The organism is Pedobacter sp. KBS0701 (assembly GCF_005938645.2).
Taxonomy (GTDB): Bacteria; Bacteroidota; Bacteroidia; order Sphingobacteriales; family Sphingobacteriaceae; genus Pedobacter.
Genome location: NZ_CP042171.1, coordinates 6,117,210 through 6,135,332 on the forward strand (window position 1 = coordinate 6,117,210; position 18,123 = coordinate 6,135,332).

The 18,123-nt window shown below is 40.9% G+C and carries 12 protein-coding genes and 1 tRNA gene; 11 read left to right on the top strand and 2 right to left on the bottom strand.

The window, feature by feature from the left end; translation table 11 throughout:
• Positions 1 to 189: 189 nt before the first annotated feature.
• Together FFJ24_RS25020 and FFJ24_RS25025 are read left to right on the top strand one after the other, a co-directional pair.
• Positions 190 to 402 (top strand): hypothetical protein, encoded by a 213-nt coding sequence (locus FFJ24_RS25020; RefSeq protein WP_138819808.1) that lies wholly within the window; start codon positions 190 to 192, stop codon positions 400 to 402.
• A 344-nt stretch (positions 403 to 746) separates the two neighbouring features.
• A complete protein-coding gene (locus tag FFJ24_RS25025) occupies positions 747 to 1,307 on the top strand; it encodes a DUF4256 domain-containing protein (RefSeq protein WP_138819809.1) in 561 nt (186 codons plus the stop codon).
• A gap of 7 nt (positions 1,308 to 1,314) precedes the next feature.
• On the opposite strand, the gene FFJ24_RS25030 is transcribed toward FFJ24_RS25025, so the two are convergent.
• Positions 1,315 to 1,815 carry a GNAT family N-acetyltransferase gene (locus FFJ24_RS25030; protein ID WP_138819811.1) on the bottom strand — a complete coding sequence of 167 codons (501 nt, stop codon included), beginning with the start codon at positions 1,813 to 1,815 and terminating at the stop codon, positions 1,315 to 1,317.
• 410 nt (positions 1,816 to 2,225) lie between these two features.
• Between FFJ24_RS25030 and FFJ24_RS25035 the strand changes: the two genes are divergently transcribed.
• The 9 genes from FFJ24_RS25035 (at position 2,226) to FFJ24_RS25070 (ending at position 16,413) form a co-directional block, all read left to right on the top strand.
• Entirely contained in the window at positions 2,226 to 5,483 is a 3,258-nt protein-coding gene (locus FFJ24_RS25035) for a TonB-dependent receptor (protein ID WP_138819813.1), read from the top strand.
• Positions 5,484 to 5,770: 287 nt separating this feature from the next.
• Positions 5,771 to 5,929: a hypothetical protein gene (locus FFJ24_RS26260; RefSeq protein ID WP_168202550.1), complete on the top strand. Its 159-nt coding sequence runs from the start codon at positions 5,771 to 5,773 to the stop codon at positions 5,927 to 5,929.
• A gap of 527 nt (positions 5,930 to 6,456) precedes the next feature.
• Positions 6,457 to 6,533, top strand: a tRNA-Asn gene (locus tag FFJ24_RS25040).
• A 529-nt stretch (positions 6,534 to 7,062) separates the two neighbouring features.
• The gene (locus FFJ24_RS25045; protein ID WP_138819815.1) at positions 7,063 to 7,623 is read left to right on the top strand and encodes an RNA polymerase sigma-70 factor; all 561 of its coding nucleotides are present in this window, start codon (positions 7,063 to 7,065) and stop codon (positions 7,621 to 7,623) included.
• A 77-nt stretch (positions 7,624 to 7,700) separates the two neighbouring features.
• Positions 7,701 to 8,873 (top strand): FecR family protein, encoded by a 1,173-nt coding sequence (locus tag FFJ24_RS25050; RefSeq protein WP_138819817.1) that lies wholly within the window; start codon positions 7,701 to 7,703, stop codon positions 8,871 to 8,873.
• Positions 8,874 to 9,132: 259 nt separating this feature from the next.
• Positions 9,133 to 12,639: a SusC/RagA family TonB-linked outer membrane protein gene (locus FFJ24_RS25055; RefSeq protein WP_138819819.1), complete on the top strand. Its 3,507-nt coding sequence runs from the start codon at positions 9,133 to 9,135 to the stop codon at positions 12,637 to 12,639.
• A 52-nt stretch (positions 12,640 to 12,691) separates the two neighbouring features.
• Positions 12,692 to 14,107: a RagB/SusD family nutrient uptake outer membrane protein gene (locus FFJ24_RS25060; RefSeq protein ID WP_138819821.1), complete on the top strand. Its 1,416-nt coding sequence runs from the start codon at positions 12,692 to 12,694 to the stop codon at positions 14,105 to 14,107.
• Between the two features lie 13 nt (positions 14,108 to 14,120).
• Positions 14,121 to 15,293 (top strand): TlpA disulfide reductase family protein, encoded by a 1,173-nt coding sequence (locus FFJ24_RS25065; protein WP_138819823.1) that lies wholly within the window; start codon positions 14,121 to 14,123, stop codon positions 15,291 to 15,293.
• A 1-nt stretch (position 15,294) separates the two neighbouring features.
• Positions 15,295 to 16,413 (top strand): TlpA disulfide reductase family protein, encoded by a 1,119-nt coding sequence (locus tag FFJ24_RS25070; RefSeq protein ID WP_138819825.1) that lies wholly within the window; start codon positions 15,295 to 15,297, stop codon positions 16,411 to 16,413.
• 234 nt (positions 16,414 to 16,647) lie between these two features.
• On the opposite strand, the gene FFJ24_RS25075 is transcribed toward FFJ24_RS25070, so the two are convergent.
• A complete protein-coding gene (locus FFJ24_RS25075) occupies positions 16,648 to 17,061 on the bottom strand; it encodes a VOC family protein (protein WP_138819827.1) in 414 nt (137 codons plus the stop codon).
• Between the last annotated feature and the right edge of the window lie 1,062 nt (positions 17,062 to 18,123).

Consider the following 18,123-nt stretch of genomic DNA (forward strand, 5'->3'; position numbering starts at 1 on the left):
GTAGCTCCGATAGAAAAAATCGGAGGCTGCCGCTGCTGTCGGGTTTAGGAACAGGGGTTTGTATACCCTACAGCCTCAAAAATGAAACACTGTTTTAGCCTATTTGTCCCGGTTGAAGCGTTACCCCAACTTCATTAAGTTAAGCAACCGTTGGCACAGGTGAAAATAATTTAACCACAGATAAAAAGGATGCACACAGATACAAAAATCCGTGTTTATCTGTGTGCATTTGTGGTTAAAAACCTCAACTTAGTGATATTGAGCGTTACCCTGCAGCGACGAAGTATGCGGAAACGAAGTGTAAAAGCAAAAACGGGAGTAAACCTGATGTTTTGTACAGGCACCGCGCTCCAAAAGGTTTATTTCTGTTTTACACCATATAAGACATTGAAGGAAATATAAGCTTATAAGCCACTTACATGGTTATTTTTTTTATTTGGAATGAGTGTACAGTAATTCTTGGAGGGCTTCAGTCCCGCCATTCGCTAATTCCGATGAAGTATCGGAACCGCTGCTGTCGGGTTTAGAAACAGGGGTTTATGTACTCTGCAACCTCGAAAATGAAAGCTGTTTTGGCCAACTAGCCCCGGTTGAAGCGTTACCCTGCAGCAACGAGGCACGAGGAAGCGAAGCGTAAAAGCGTAAAACGGGAAGAAGCTTCTTGTTTAGTACAAGCCTTGCGCTCCAAATATAAATTGGTATTTTTAAAAAAAGAAACTGAGCAACTATTCGATTGAAACCATAATATGAGCAAAAAAGAACTATCTGCAGAACAAACGCATGGATTGCTGAATACGCTGAAAACCCGTTTCGAAAAAAACATGAATCGTCATAAAGGTTTTGAATGGGCTAAAATACAGGCAAAATTGGAAGCGAATGCTGAAAAACTCTGGGTACTTGATGAAATGGAAGTAACCGGCGGCGAACCCGATGTAGTAGATTATGACCAGGCTACAGGTGAATATGTTTTTTACGATTGTTCGGCAGAGAGCCCTAAGGGCCGGAGAAGTGTTTGTTACGATTTGGAAGGACTAGGGTCAAGAAAAGAGCATCAGCCAGAAAATAATGCTATTGATATGGCTGCTGCAATGGGTATCGAACTGTTAACAGAAGAGCAATACCGCTTTTTGCAGCAACTCGGCAAGTTTGATACGAAAACATCCAGCTGGATCGTTACCCCGCCAGAGATCAGAAAGTTAGGAGGTGCTCTTTTTGGTGATCGCCGCTACGATCATGTATTCGTGTACCACAATGGCGCCCAATCGTATTATGCTGCAAGGGCATTTCGTGGTTTGTTTAGGGTATAGCGAACAATTACAGCAGCTTTTGATAGCAAAAGAAATGTAGTCCGGGGCGCTTGGCCAAGCTAATTTCGCCGCTAAACTGATAACCAAGTTTTGGGAAAAGCGCTTGTGTGGCCATATTTTTACTGTTGGTATCTACTCTTAATATAGAGATTCCAGAAGCTTTTGCTTCCTGCTCGGCCTGGTTCATCAAAGCTTTGGCAATGCCCATGCCCTGGCAATCAGGATCAACGGCTAAACGGTGCGTAACAATGGCTTTTTCTGTAATGTCCCAGCCAGCATCGACATACTCGGGATCCTGATCTGTAGTAATCGCTGAAACACCGACAATTTCGTTTTCCATTTCAGCTACCCATAACTGACCCATCCTAATATCGCTGGCAAATACGTCAGGGTTCGGATAATCATCTCCCCACTGGAAATTTCCTGCAGCACGCATCAAGGGCACAACCTTGCGCACAAGTTGCATAATTAGTGGTATATCTTCTGTAACGGCTAATCTTATTGTCATGGATGCAAAGATAATAGATGGGTTCATTCGTTCAGTTGTTCATTGGTCATTTGTTTGTTGGTTAATGGTTCTTTGCTGGTGGTTCATTGGTTCAGGAGTTATTGGCTTATTAGTAACATGTTACGGAGCTTGAGTAACCGCAAACTAAAAATTGTTAACTGAAAATTGACTTCTGACTTCCGACTAAAGACTTCTGACTTTTCTAATCTTCATCAAATCTTCATCTTTCAGTCTGATATTTGAGCATATTGCTCTTCATCATATTCCGGCTTCCAAAGAGCTGTTAAGGAATTGTTTTCCTATTATTTAATTCTGATTTTCATATTGTTAACATAAGGTTAAACTTAATTTCATGTTAATATTGAGTTAACATTAAGACTGTTGTTTTGTGCAAAATAAAATAACAGAAAATGAAATCACGTATACTATCTCTAGTAAGTATTCTTGTACTCCTGGTCACGTTTGCTCAGGCGCAGGTTACCACGTCTAGTATTAATGGAAAGATTAAGGATAACAAAGGTATCATCCCTGGTGCAACCATCGTTATGGTACACGTTCCTACAGGAACAGTGTCCAAAGGTTCGTCAAACGAATCTGGACTTTACCGCATTGGTAATTTAAATCCTGGTGGACCATACAAAATCACTGTAACCTTTGTAGGTTATAGCCCAGTAGTAAAAGAAAACATTTATTTAACCCTTGGCTCAGATGTAAAACTCGATCTTGATCTTCAGGAGCAGGGTAATCAACTGGCTGATGTAAGTATTAAGGGCCAAAAGGGCGGAACAAAATCTGGTGCAGGTACCAGTATTGGCGAAGGTCAGATTAAAACCTTACCAACCATGAACCGCAGTTTGCAGGATGTTACCCGTGTAACGCCTCAAGGTAGTAAAGACAATACTTTTGGTGGTACCAACTTCAGGTACAATAACGTAACCATTGATGGTGCGATTAACAACGACGCCATTGGTTTCAGTCCTTCATTGGGTGGCCAGAGCGGAAGTTCTGGTATGCCGGGAAGCAGTACACGTACCAATCCAGTTTCGCTCGATGCAATCCAGGATGTTACCGTTCTACTTTCTCCTTACGATGTTAAGGTAGGTAACTTTTTAGGTGGTAGTATTAACGCTGTAACGCGTGGTGGTACCAACGAGGTAGTAGGATCGGTTTACGGTTATGGCCGTAATGCTTCATTGATCGGTAGAAATAAAATCGGCGATAACAGCAAAGAACCATCAGCTTTCCATGATTATCAAACCGGTTTCCGTGTTGGTTTTCCGATTATAAAAGATAAGTTGTTTTTCTTCACCAATGAGGAAATTACCCGCCGTCAGGATCCGGTAATTTTAGGTGCAGGATCATCGGATATGAAATTGCTTACCTTGACTGAGGCGCAGCAGATCTCAGATCGCATGAAAAATGCTTATGGCATAGATGCTGGTTCGTTTGGCGATTATAACATCTATTCGCAGTCTAACAAATTCTTTAACCGTTTAGATTGGAATATCAGTGAAAATACCCAGTTAACCATCAGAAATAACACCATCGTTTCGAAAGCCACGAACTTAGAAAGAGATCAATCTAACTTCAGGTTTGGCGGTATCGATTTTAAACAGAATAACAACCAATCGTCTACCGTTGCCGATCTGAAAACCCGTTTCGGAAATTCAGCTACAAATAACCTGATTTTGGGTTATTCTACGGTACACGACTTTAGAAATCCACTATCTAATCCTGCTGTACCCCAAATAGAAATTACAGGAACCGGAGGTTCAGGAATAATTTTCTTAGGTACAGACCGTGAGGCTAGTATTTTTAACATGAAACAAAAAACGTTTGAGTTGACTGATAATTATACTTTTAGTAAAGGGATAAGTACTTTTACTTTCGGAACGCATAATGAGTTTTATAATATTAATTATGGGTTTGTTAACTCTTGGAACGGCCGTGTTGCATACGATAGTGTAAATGATTTCTTAATAAATAATCCGAGTAGAGTAAGAACAAATTTTAATTACGCAGATAACACCCGCGATAATATTATTGCGAATCCGACAGCTAAATTCAATGTTAATCTTTATAGCGCTTATGGGCAGGATGAAATGCGTTTGAGCGATAAATTTAAACTGACATTAGGTTTACGTTTTGATATGGCAGATTTACCTACCATGCCATCATTGAGCACAAAAACAACAAACTCTCCTGTTGATGCAAATTACGGTACAACCTATACCTATACCCAACCATCATCAATTACCGGAAAATTCCTAAATAAAATTCAGATTTCTCCGCGTGTTGGTTTTAATTTTGATGTTTTGGGCAATCAAAGCTTGGTTATGCGTGGTGGTACCGGCTTGTTTACCAGTCGTGTTCCTTTTGCCTGGATTGGTTATGCTTATTACAACAATGGGGTAAACTACGGCGCTTTTGATCAAAAAAGATCGTCTAAGGCCTATACGGCGGGTTCAGACCCAATTAAGGATGCTTTAAATGGTAATGGAGAAGCTGGCTTTGTTAGCAAACAAAATGTAAATGTTAATGATGCAACTGGAGCAACACAGGTAGATTTGGTTGATAACAATTTTAAAATGCCTAAAGCCTGGAGAAGTAATTTGGCTTTCGATTTTAAGACCGAAGACAATTGGAAGTTTACTTTAGAGGGGATTTTTAGCCAGGTGATTAAAGATGTACAATTTCAACAAATCAACTACGTAGATAATCCAAAATACATGGTTTATGATACGCAGAAAGAACAGCCTATTTATTCAGGAGCAAAAATTAATCCTTTGTACACCAATGCTTATTTATTATCAAATACCGATAAAGGATATAAATACAGCTTAACTGCACAGGTAAGTAAATCACTTCCTATTGGTTTGGATGTAATGGTGGCTTATACCTATGGAAAATCGAAAGATATTGCCAACGGTATCCGTAACTCTATGGAATCTAACTGGCAATTAAACCAGGCGCTTAGCCCGAACAATCCTGGTTTGGCTTATTCTAATTTTGATGTTCGCCATAGAATAATTTCTACCATTAATTACAGATTGGATTGGTCTAAAGACGGAAAATATACAACTAATTTTGGCTTATTCTTTAGTGCACAATCAGGTGCTCCATATTCTCTTGGCTTAGTTGGAGCGGTAATTAATGGTACGGGACAAAATGTAAGCTTAATGTATATTCCAGCAGCAGGAGAAACGCCTAAGTTTTTCGCAAATACGCCAACTGGTATAGCGCAAGCAGCAGCTTTTGATGCTTATATTGATGGCGATAAATATTTAAGTACACGTAGAGGGAATTTTACAGAGCGTAATGGCGCACGTACCCCTTGGAATGTTCAGGCTGATTTCCGTTTATCACAAGATATTTTTGTTACCGGTACAGCAGCTAAAAAACATACTTTAACACTTACTTACGATATTGTTAACTTAACTAATTTGTTAAATAAAGATTGGGGTGTACAATACTTTTCGCCAAATACCTATAACTCAATGGCGAGTATTGGTTTAACCCAAGCAAAAGATGCTGCAGGAAAAGTTTTAACTGGAAGCCCTACTACTTATCCTACTTATACTTTTAGTCAAGCTGGCGTTAGTTCTTATTCAAAAGATTTCTTTGCCTCACGTTACCAGATGCAATTGGGATTGAGATATAGTTTTTAATCTTTTTTTAAATAAATATATATATAACGGTCTGACTTGAAAAAGGTCAGGCCGTTTTTGTTTTGGCTTGAGATCAATCATCATATCGACCCAAAGTAGAGAAATTTAACTGATAGATCTCTCCATTTTACTGCGATTCAGTCGAGAGGACGTGTTCTATTGTCATCTTAATAAGAGCAAATATTTTTGTAAACAATTAACCAATTAAACTTTTTTACAATGCATCCGTCAAAATAAAACACACAGTATAAGCTTGAATTTATTTTTCAATTTAAAAAGGTTAGGTTATGAAAAGGATTGTAAATGTATTGCTCTTGTTGGTTATGGCGGTTAATTTTAGTGCATGCGTGGTAAGTGCGCGTGTACCAAGGGCACATTGGGTGCGTGGGCATTATAATATTGACCCTTATGGTGGTCGGCATTGGGTGCCAGGACATTACCGTTAATTTTTATTATCGCTGCCATCAAAAAATGGTGGCGATTTGTTTTTGTAACCATGTTAAAAAATGTGAACACATAACTTAAGAGATTGCTGATTTAGATTACAGGAATAAAAAATAATACACTAGCGCTATTAATCCCCATTTTGGCATCCAAGAAGAGATTCTTTTACAGATCAGCGTTAAAATTAAAGAAAGACGTAAAGAATTTGGGCATTATTGTTTAAGGGCTACGCTTAGCCAAAAGCTGATATGACTGATCTTAAGGCATTAATGGCGCCTGGATGACACAGGCATACTGTGTATTGCCATCTTCAAGTGCGGTAAATGCCATTTAAGGTAGCTTTTAATTGTGCTCAACAATTACTGTTGAGTTGTATTTTTTTAACTGGTTAATTATTAGTGTGTTTTAATAATTCTTTAATGTTTTTTTGCATAAATAGTTTAAAAGCACTAATATTGCACTCCCAAAACGAGCAAGGGTATTTAGCTGAAAAGTGTAAATAAACTTTGTTTAAGGAAATAACCAGTAATCCTTCTTAGCTCAGCTGGTTAGAGCATCTGACTGTTAATCAGAGGGTCGCTGGTTCGAGCCCAGCAGAGGGAGCCAAAACCCACAATGAAAGTTGTGGGTTTTTTGCGTTTAGGGCTGGGCGAGAAGTTTATCTTGAGCGCAGACGAAGAAAAGCCCAGCAGAGGGAGCAAAGATTTCATTCTGAAAATCACATAAAAAATCCATTTCTAGCTAATAGGATGAGGTTTTTTATTTCCATAATAGGAAGCTTCATACTCCATTTTGTCCTTTCAGTAGCCAACAATGTTAAGTTTTACAGGAAAAACTATAGAATTTAACGTATGACTTTTACAAATATTTAATAAAGAAAACTCCAAGATTTAGGGCTTCCGGTACCCGTAAACGCAATTTTCTCAAGTTAAAATGTCAACAGTTGATGCAAAACTCCACGTTTACCATTACGGAAAACGATGGCACGCGCAATGTAAAGACCAGAATTTATCACAAAAAACTAGCAGAGGTTCATTGAAACAACACACTTTCTCTGCGACAGGTTATGGATGATACATTCATTTCGTAAATTCATAGCTTTTAACTAACTATGTCATTCATTAGCGTTTAATTAATGGAAGGAGAAGATAGTAAAAGACTCAATATCTACGAATTCGAAACAATGTTTCGAAGAAACCATCAATTTCTGTGTGCTGTGGCGATGCAATACGTTCATGATGAGTTTACGGCGGAAGATATGGTGCAGGACTTTTTCATAGACTTCTGGCAGAGGCGTCATACTATTCAACTGACCACAGGTTTCGAAGCCTACGCACGCAGGGCAGTAAAATATAAATGTATTGATTTTCTGCGCAAAAATGCAGTAACTGAAAAGAGGAATTCGATGCTGGCCGCTCTGGAAGAGGAACAGGAACAAGACAAGGAGCTGGAATATGACGAAATCAGACATCAGCGTTATATAAAAATTGTCGAACTGATTCAGAAACTGCCTGAAAACAGACAAAATATCTTTATTATGCATGCGGTAGATAAAATGAGCTATGCAGATATTGCTAAAAAGCAAAATATTTCAATCAATACGGTCAAAACACAATTAAGCAGGGCTTATTCAGCGCTTCGTAATCATGCCATTCTTGCTTTTATTGCCTTTTCTTCATTATCAGGGCGTTTTTAGATTTATTTTGAAAAAAAAATAGAGATTTCCCGATTTGCTGTCACCCATTTTCGATACAGCTACGACAGTGTGTTGATATGGATAAAGAACTCAGCCCTTTTACTCCTGACTGGCATAAGCTTTTAGACAAACTGGAAGCAGATGAACAGTCGTCAAATTCCCTGAGCGCCGATGAACAGGTGCTTTTAGCGGAACTTCGTGCCATCAGGGATGAATCTGCTGACGCATTGAAAACCTACTCTTCTTTTCATACCCATAAAAAGTGGGGTGAATTAAAAGCGCACATCGAGATAACCTCTGCTGTGCGGAGCAAGGGTAAGTTGCGTAAACTTTGGTTCAGCATCGCGGCTGCGGCGGTGTTGCTCATTATCGGAATCAGCTTTATTTATCACAGCGATCAGCAGCGGCCACAAAATCTGGTCAATATGATCAGGAACGATATTCCTCCAGGCAGAAACACCGCAACACTTACCCTGGATAACGGCAAAAAGATAGTATTATCTACTGCCAATGATGGCAAACTGGCCAATGAAGCAGGGATCGTGATCAGTAAAACTGCAGACGGACAAGTCGTTTATACTGTAAAAGATGATAAATTGGCTGCAGGTACACATATCCATACCTTATCGACAGCCGTGGGGGAAACTTACCGGCTTCGCCTGCCAGATCAAAGTGAAGTATGGCTGAATGCATCCTCCTCTATCAGGTTTCCTGCATCATTTGCATCGGCGAAATTGCGTGAGGTTGAACTTACAGGTGAGGCCTATTTTGAAATTGCAAAAGACAAAACACACCCTTTTATCGTAAAAACCAACCTTCAGGAGGTACAGGTACTCGGTACACATTTCAATATCAATAGCTACGCTGATCACCACACAACAGTGACTACACTACTCGAAGGAAGCGTGCATGTGTCAAATCATTTGGAACAGGGAAAAATCATCAAACCCGGAGAGCAATCGATAGTACAGGATGGGCGGGATATCATCGTTGAACCTGCGGATATCAAAAATGTGATGGCCTGGAAAAATGGTTATTTCCGTTTCAGAAATGAGCCGATTGAGGATGTAATGGCAAAAATTATCCGCTGGTACGATATCGACGTAGTATATGCAGGCAAGGTATCTGGTGAGAAATTTAATGGTAATATTTCACGGCGTAAAAATATAAGCGAAGTATTAAATATGCTGAGCTATTCTAATGATGTTAAATTTAAAGTTGAGGGAAGGAGGGTGACGGTTATACAATAAAAATCTACTATCTACTCTATAGGAAATTCAAAGTCCATCCCTGGAACCACAGGAGGATGTGCTCCAGAAATAAAATACCAGTCCGACGCCAATCGAACTGGTAACAAAAGGCTGGGAATTAACAAAAATTGTCAACTAACCGCTAAAAGCCGCGATCTCGAAAATACAAGGCTTGAAGCAACAACCTACTTACCAAATGTACCAAATTTGCACTAAACTAGTGCGCTTTTTCAGCGCGCAGTATAACTTATGGAGAGTTATGAAGCTAACCACTCTACTCATGCTTGCTGTTTTCATGCAAGTAAGTGCGGGCACCTACGCACAGAAAATCACTTTGTCAGCCAGAAATGCTGAATTGTTTACCATTTTTGATCAGATCAGCGACCAGAGCGGTTATGATTTTGTCATTACGAATTCTATATTAAAGAATTCCAAAAAAGTGACGATCGATGTTAAAAATGCGGAATTAAGTGACGTTCTGGATCAGATATTTAAAAACCAGTCGCTGGAGTTCACGATCACTAACAAATCTGTACTGGTTAGAAAGAAAGCCCCTGCATTCCTGGAAAAAATTATCAAACAATTTCAATCGATCGATATTACCGGAAAGGTGCTGGATGAAAAGAATCTGCCGCTTCCCGGCGCTACTGTAGGCGTAAAGGGACTGAAAAAACAGACAGTGACCAATACTGATGGCGAGTTTACATTAAAGGATGTTGATGAAGATGCTGTGCTGGTGATTACATTTTTAGGCTATCAGACCAGGGAAATCAAGGCTTCGGAAAATCTGGGTAATATCATCCTGGCCGTTCAAACAGGGCAGCTGGATGAAGTGACCGTTTCCACAGGATATCAAACCCTGTCTAAAGAACGTGTAACAGGATCATTTTCTACGGTATCATCCAAACAACTTGATCAACAGCGTTTGAGTAGTATGCAGTCACTGCTGGAAGGCAGGATTCCAGGTTATAACAACGGCCTGATTAGGGGAACAACTTCGATGAACGGATTGGTACAGCCTTTATATGTGATTGATGGCTTTCCTGTAGAAAACCTGAAACTGGATGCCAACAATAGCGTAGCCGAAGGCATACCGGGACTGAACCTGGAAGACATTGAAAGCATTACGGTACTGAAAGATGCTGCTGCTGCATCTATTTATGGGGCACGTGCTTCCAATGGTGTTATCGTTATTGTTACCAAAAAAGCAAAAAAAGGCAAGCCGCAAATCGCTGCTTCCGGTACATTTACGCTTTCTCCCTACAGGCAATACACTAATAACCTGACCAATTCAGCCGATATTGTTGACCTGGAGAAGGAATGGGCGGCCAATAACCCGAATTTACGCGGTGCAAATGCCGGCACCTACGCGGCCAATTTACTGCAGAATGTGGCTTACCCAAGCCAGGGTATCAATGCTATTCTGAAAAATGCTGCTGGTACCCTTTCACAGGCGGATCTCAATACAAAATTAGGCCAGCTGGCCGCCGGTGGATACCAGTATTATGATGACGTTGAAAAGTACAGCAAGCGCAGTCCTTTTTATCAGCAGTATAACCTGAGTATTGGCAACGCGACAGAAAAAAATGCTTTGTACACTTCTGCAACTTACCGCAATAACAAAACACAGGATAAATATGCGGGTGATGAATCACTTGGCATCAACATCAACAATACCACTCAGATTAATAAATGGCTAACCATGGAGCTGAGCACATTCCTGTCCTATAATGAAGGCCAGATCCAACCTTACAACACGTTGTCGCCAGGTTATACATTTTTACCGTATGACAGGCTGGTGAATGCAGACGGAAGTAACTTTACCTCTACTGCTGCATCCCGTTTATCAGCCAATAACATGTCACTGATTAATAATAACCGGCTGTACAATATGGACATTACGCCATTGGATGAACAGGCAATGAGCATTGGTAAAACAAAGAACTTTACCAGCAGGTCGTTTGTGCGCCTGGGTGCAAAAATAACCGACTGGTTGTCTTACAAATCAAGTTTTCAATATGAGTATGCAACGAGCAGGCTGAATCAGCTATATGATAAAAACACCTATTTTGTTCGCAGCAAGGTAAATAGTTTTGCTTCTTTCAATCCTGTGAGTGGCGGACAGGCAATCTTTAATCTGCCTTACGGAAATATTAATTACAGGGAAAATCAGTTCAATAATGCCTATAACTTCCGCCAGCAGTTAAACGTTGATAAAACTTTTGGAGATAAACATAGCTTCACTGCAATTTTAGGGTCTGAGATCAGGAACAGAAAAATTGAATATGATAATCAGTCTCTTTACAACTATAATCCAAGTACATTAACCTACAGCCTGGTTAACCAGCCTTTATTGGGTAGCTACCCTGGTAATATCCTCGGAGGAGGAAGTTTTACCACAAGAGATGCGGCTGTTAACAGAATCAATATAGAGCGTTTTGTCTCCTTCTATAGTAATGTTGGCTATGCCTATGATGAAAAGTATCTCTTTACAGGTAGCATCCGCTGGGACAAATCAAACCTTTGGGGCACAAGTTCGAAATACCAGAATACACCAATCTGGTCATTCGGTGCCGGCTGGAATATCGATAAGGAATCATTCTTTAATGCAGACTGGGTGGATAGATTGAAATTACGTGCTTCGCATGGCATCGGCGGTAATGTTTACACCAACAGTGCACCGTTTACCACTTTCAATTTCAACCCTAACTATAACGTGGGAGGTTTGCAGGCGATCATAGGCAGCAGGCCAAACCCATTGCTGTCATGGGAAAAAACTACGACCACCAATGCCGGTCTGGATTTCGCAATTTTTAAAAACCGCCTATCGGGATCGGTTGACTACTACCATAAAAGTGGCAAGGATTTGCTGGCCAACACGCAGGGTGTGCCGACCGAAGGGTTCGGTTATTCAACCTACGTGATCAATAACGGAGAGATGCTGAATCAGGGAGTTGAACTGGCCTTGTCAGGTGATATCATCCGTGGCAAAGACCTGATCTGGAATTTAGGGATGCAGTATGCCTTTAACAAAAATAAAGTTACTTACGTTAACATAGAGGCACCTTTTTATGTGCTTCAGCTTGATTATCCGCAATCATTCCCACGTATCGGAAATCCATACAATGCCATTTACAGTTATCAATGGGCTGGTTTGAGTAATACAGGATTGCCACAGGTTTACAATGAAAAGGGAGAGAAGGTACAGGCTTCACCGGCTACGCTGCAATCTATTGTCTACAGCGGATCGACCGTTCCAAAATACAGCGGATCAGTGAACAGTACGCTTTCCTATCAAAACTTCAGCCTATCCTTCCTGCTTACTTTTGAGGGCGGTCATAAAATGAGGGATACATTTTTACCTGTATTGGGAGCCAGCTATAATGGTGCCCTCAACGGTTATGTTACGCAAATTTCTGCAGTGAACAAAGATATTGTAAACAGGTGGAGAAATCCGGGCGATGAACTGAAGACCAATATCCCTAAAGTTGTTTTTGCTGAAGACCCTAGCTATAATAGTCAGAGTGCTGACATCTACAGGTATGCAGATATCAATGTGCTGGATGCGACTAATATGCGACTGAGAAATATTTCTCTTGCCTATAACGTACCTCAACTGATCGCTAAAAAAGCAGGACTGAGTAATATACGTTTCCAGTTTAATGTGGAGAACGCCTTTACATTGGCCAAATCCAAAACTGCAAAATACCTGCTCAACGGATACCTTACTCCTAATTATGTATGGGGTGCTTATCTTAATTTCTAGGAAACTATTTTATACTGCATTTAGCAGCAAACAATATTTAAAGACATAAGTGATGAAAAATATATTTTCAAACACCATAAAATTAGCCGCTCTTGCTTCAGTGTTGAGCTTTAGCAGCTGCAAAAAATTTATTGATATCCTTCCTGTAGGTAATGGCCAGATCCCTACTACGCTGTCAGATTATGAGGCGTTGATCCGCGACGAGTATGGTAACCACCGTTCAGATATCACCCAGGCAGTGCTTTTGCTTAATGACAAATTTGAGACCAGCAGCAACCTGAATTACTATCCCCTATACAAGGCGAATTACAACTGGGATGAATCGGCCAACAGGATTGCATTGAACAATGCCGATGAAGGTACTTACTATAATAATTACAAAGGGATCAATACCAGCAACCTGATTATTGAAAAGGCAGCGGGAACAACAGAGGGGACGGAGGCCCAAAAAGCGGAACTGATCGGACAGGCGAAAGTATTAAGGGCGATGGATTATGATATCCTGGCCAATTACTATGCAGACACCTATGAAGAAACAAACGCAGCTACCAAATTATCTGTACCGTTGATCCTTAGTGCTGATATTGGCGCTGCTTATACTCAGGTATCGATCAAAGAACTATATGATTTCATGCTGAAGGATATTAATGAGGCTATTCCTGCTTTAGGCGCTACCAGCGCAACGGTACTGCATCCCAATCTCGGATCGGCAAATGCGCTGAAAGCAAGAATACTTCTGCAAATGGGAAGGTATGCCGATGCGCTGGCTGCTGCAAATGAAGCCCTGAAGTACAATGATAAACTGTTTGACTGGACAACATTTTATAATACCTACAAAACGCAGATAGAGGCTGTTGGTATCTATAGCAATGCACCTACACCAATGGGCTTCAATTATGTGGAAAATTACTATTTCCGTCATGGTGCATCAAGTAATGCCGGACGGGAACAGGCGATCCGCGTTGACCGTGCAGCACGTTTTGAACAGGGTGATGCAAGATTTGCTTCCCGTTGGAAACTCAGGACAGTTGGTGCAGATACGTATTATACCAGCATCACCACTGGTTTTTTCAACGTGGGTGGTTTAACAACCACTGAGGTGTACCTGATTAAAGCAGAATGCCAGGCACGTCTCAACGATGTTGCTGGTGCGATGGCCACATTGAATGCTGTGCGGGTGAAAAGAATCTTTGCTGCAAAATATGCACCGCTGAGCGCATCTAGCACCATAGAGGCGGTAAAACTCATCCAGCGAACCAAAGGTAACGAACTCATTTTAGGGATTACACCTTTTGCTGATGCACGCCGCCTGAATAAGGATCCTAACTATGCCGTTACGCTGAGCAAAACAGAAGCCGGACAAGCCTTAACGCTTGCCCCGAATTCTCATCTCTGGACGATGCCATTTCCACAGGGTGCTTCAAAAAATCCGGGTAATGGTACCATCAAACAAAATGTAGACAAGTAGATTAAAATACAATATGAAACTGAAAATTGGGCATTTACTGCTCCTCATACTCTTAACCGTCTTCCTGGGACAGGCGAAAGCGGTCACCATGCCGGTTACCATCAACGGTACGGTTAAAGGCTTGCCTGATGGCACACGTATCGATCTTTTTCCGGGGGCTACACATGCAAATGAGCAGCCTGTGGCTACCGCTGTAATCAGTAACGGTAATTTTCTGCTCCAAGCAACAATTGCTACAGAACCAAGGCTGTATTATTTGCGGACTGCAGGCATCAGCGGGCAAACCTCATTAGTCCTTCAGCCCGGAAAGATTGTTGTTACCGCCACAGCTACCCTGTCGGGCGGGGCAGAAAACAAATACTATAAGTTTACTGATGTGGTGGTAAAAGGGAGCGAAGCAAATGACCAGTATATGAAAAAAATTGCGCCCAAGAATGAACTCAATGCACTTTTTCTTGCAAATCAGGAAGCCAATAAAGAGGTGATGACCAGGAGAAACCAGGCATACGCTGCGAAAGATACCGCATTGGTTAAATCGATCATGCAGACTCCCGCCTGGAAAAAAGCAATGGCTGATGAATCAGGGTTCTTTAAACAGGCGCAGACAAATATGCGCAAAATTGTGACCGACAATAAAGATTCTTTCTGGGGGCCGCTTTTGGCACTTGATGTCTACAGTTATTTCACTCCGGAAGACAAAAGTATGTATGCAGAGCTGTCGCCTGCTGCACAGAAAAGTTACTACGGTAAGATCCTGGGCGAGCTGATTAATCCCCTGGGGTTTAAAGGCCAGCAGGCACCTTTGCTGAACGCGAAAAATGAGGACGGGCAGCCTGCGGAAATAGGAGCATTAAAAAAAGGACATCAATATGTGCTGGTCGATTTTTGGGCCTCCTGGTGTGTACCATGCCGTAAATCTATTCCCGGTCTGAAAAAAGTGTATGAAGCGTATAAAGATAAAGGCTTGCAGATTGTTAGTATTTCGATTGATAAAAAAGAGGCCGACTGGTTAAAGGCACAGCAGGAAGAAAAACTGCCATGGCCAAGTTTCCTGGATCATGGTGCAACGGCCAATGCCTGGAAAGTACAGGCGATACCTGCCATGTTCCTGTTAGACGGGCAGGGGAAAGTTGTACTGGAAAATATGAGCATGGAAGAAGTAATCACCAAGTTAAAAACATTATAAGATGAACATTTTATTTAAGAGAATATTAAGCATAGTACCCGTGGCACTGGCATGTTATGGAGGCCCGCTATTGGCCCAGAATGGAAAGTATGTGGTGACCGGTAATCTTCCTGCCGTTAAAGATAAGATCTACCTTGGTCACGACGTTGGGGATAAATATGTAATTGCAGATTCAGCCAATGTTATTAATGGTACCTTTATGTTTAAAGGAATGGTCAAAAAACCAGGATTTTATAAATTGGAAAGTAAGGGCCTGAAAAATCCAGTACTTTTTATAATGGAGAATTCGGCTATCAATGTGACCAAACCTGATAGTTTATCTCAGGTGGTCATCAATGGATCTGCTGCACAGGATGTATGGATGGGCTTTTACAAAGGCCCCTGGAAAACAATCACTGCCAAAGCAGGAGATATTTACAGGCGGCTTGATCAGGCGGAGAAAGCCGGCAAAAAAGATACGGCTACCCGTGCAGGTTTCGACCGGGAATTCAGGGCTCTGGATACGATGAACATTGCAACTGTAAAGCAGTACATCCTCAAAAATCCTGCTTCGGCCGGATCTGCAGCAGTCATTTATGATCGTTTTATCAGTTATCCGAATTTTCCGGTGGCCGAAGCGTTCTTTGGGCTGCTCACTAAAGAAGCACAGCAATCGGAAATTGGCGAACAAATCATCACCGCGTTAAAAACCAATGCGAAAACCGCCAAAGGGAAAGTTGCCCCTGCCATTGCGATGCCTGATAAGGATGGTAAGATTGTGAAGTTGTCTGATTTTAAAGGTAAATATGTACTGGTTGATTTCTGGGCAAGCTGGTGCGGACCCTGCAGGAGAGAAAACCCCAATGTAGTTGCCGCTTACAAAAAATACCATGATAAAGGCTTTGAAATTTTGGGTGTATCCCTGGATTCAAAAAAAGAAGCATGGTTAAAAGCCATCGCAGCTGATGGGCTCACCTGGACGCATGTGTCGGATCTGCAAGCCTGGTCGAACGCTGCGGTAAAAGCTTATGGCGTAAAATCTGTGCCGGCAAGCTTTCTGCTTGATCCGGAAGGTAAGGTAGTAGGTAAAGATTTAAGAGGAGAGGAACTGAACAAAACCCTGGCAGGCATCTTCAAATAGTAATTAGACAGATCTATAAAATCATTAAAAGGGTGTCCTACCTTTTTGGGCACCCTTTTAAGTTGCTTAATTAACTTTCGCACTCACTCGTCTTAGCATCCCGCTAAGACTATATTATCAAAGCACGATAACCAATCACTGATCAATTAGTATAACCACATTCAAATAAATTCCAAAAAAAAGGTAAACACGGATCCGTTGCTTACCTTTTTTTATATTTATATACTTTTTTTATTAGCCCTGCTGTTCAGGCATGCCGTTCGGGTCCATCCATACATATTCCCAATGGTGACCATCAAGATCATCAAAGCTATGCTGGTACATAAAGCCGTAATCAGTAGCCGGATTAGGTATAGTGGCGCCTGCAGCTACCGCTTTATCTACCATTTCGTTAACTGCATCCTTACTTTCAGCCGATATTGCAATGGAGGTTTCTATAGCTTTGTGGGCATCTATAATTTCTTTTTCTGTAAAGGTTTGAAAAAAGGTTCTGGTAAGCAGCATCACGTAAATCGTTTCGCTTATAATCATACAGGTTGCTTTTTCATCGGTAAATTGTGGGTTAAAAGTATAACCTAGTTTGGTGAAAAATTCTACAGATCTGTTAAGATCGTTAACAGCCAGGTTTACAAAAATTTGAGTTGCCATGTGGTTTTATGATTTAGTATATTCAAAGGTATACTAAAGCTACATAGGTATTAATGTGCAAAAACGACAAGTTAAGGGGTAAAACGCGACTTATTGATGGCTTGCCAAACCAAAAGATCTAATATTCTCTATTTTTTACCGCAAAGAGCGCTAAGGGAAGGCGCCAAGCACGCAGCGTTGCTTGGCTAGCGTAAGGTCAATACCATTAAGTTAAGGAATAAATTGCAAAAAAGATGTCACCCTGAGGGGGTAATTTATGGTAAAAGTCAATATAAATGGCGGTAGAATTAATGGAAATAAATCTCCCCGAGGGGTCGTCATTATAAGAAAGCATCAGGTCTTTGGCCTGAAAAAATAGGAATGATCCTATATTCGCTTTCTAACGTATTAGATTTAAGATTTGCATCCTGCAAAACTCATTGAGCTAAGATGTCTAAAGTGGTCGCAAAAATTAAAGACTACCCAGTTTAATTAACCACCTTAGACACCAATAACATCTAATTCATTAAATAATCCTCCAGGCTTTCACACCATATAAGCTTATATTATATGGCCCTTAAATGTCTTATACGGTCAAAAAAAATAACACTATAGATTAGTTGTTTACATAAACTTCATTACAAGAAGGCTTTTTCAGCCGGCGAAGCAATCTTACGACGATCGCTAACAGTGTGCGATTTTAGATTGCTTGGTGGCTCACAATAACGACCTTTCTTATAAGATCTGTTATTGATAGAAGCTAGAATTTTTCAAATACATTGGAGGGTTGATGACAGATATACAAGGGGTGTCATTTCGAGCAAAGTGCAACGCAGTCGAGAACCCGAAGGCTTTGCTAATCTAAATCTGTTTTGATAGATCTCTCCACTTCGCGTTGCTGCGGTCGGGATGACGACCAGTCTATTTAAATCTGTCAATTGTAGCGTAGTTGAGGGGTATTTACTTTAGATTATGAATCCTGAGAAGTCTTCGATTACGCTCAGACGACAACCGAAGTGTTTAACTTGATGATATTGATTATATGGTATCAGATTTACGTCCATCTTTCATCCATTTTACCTA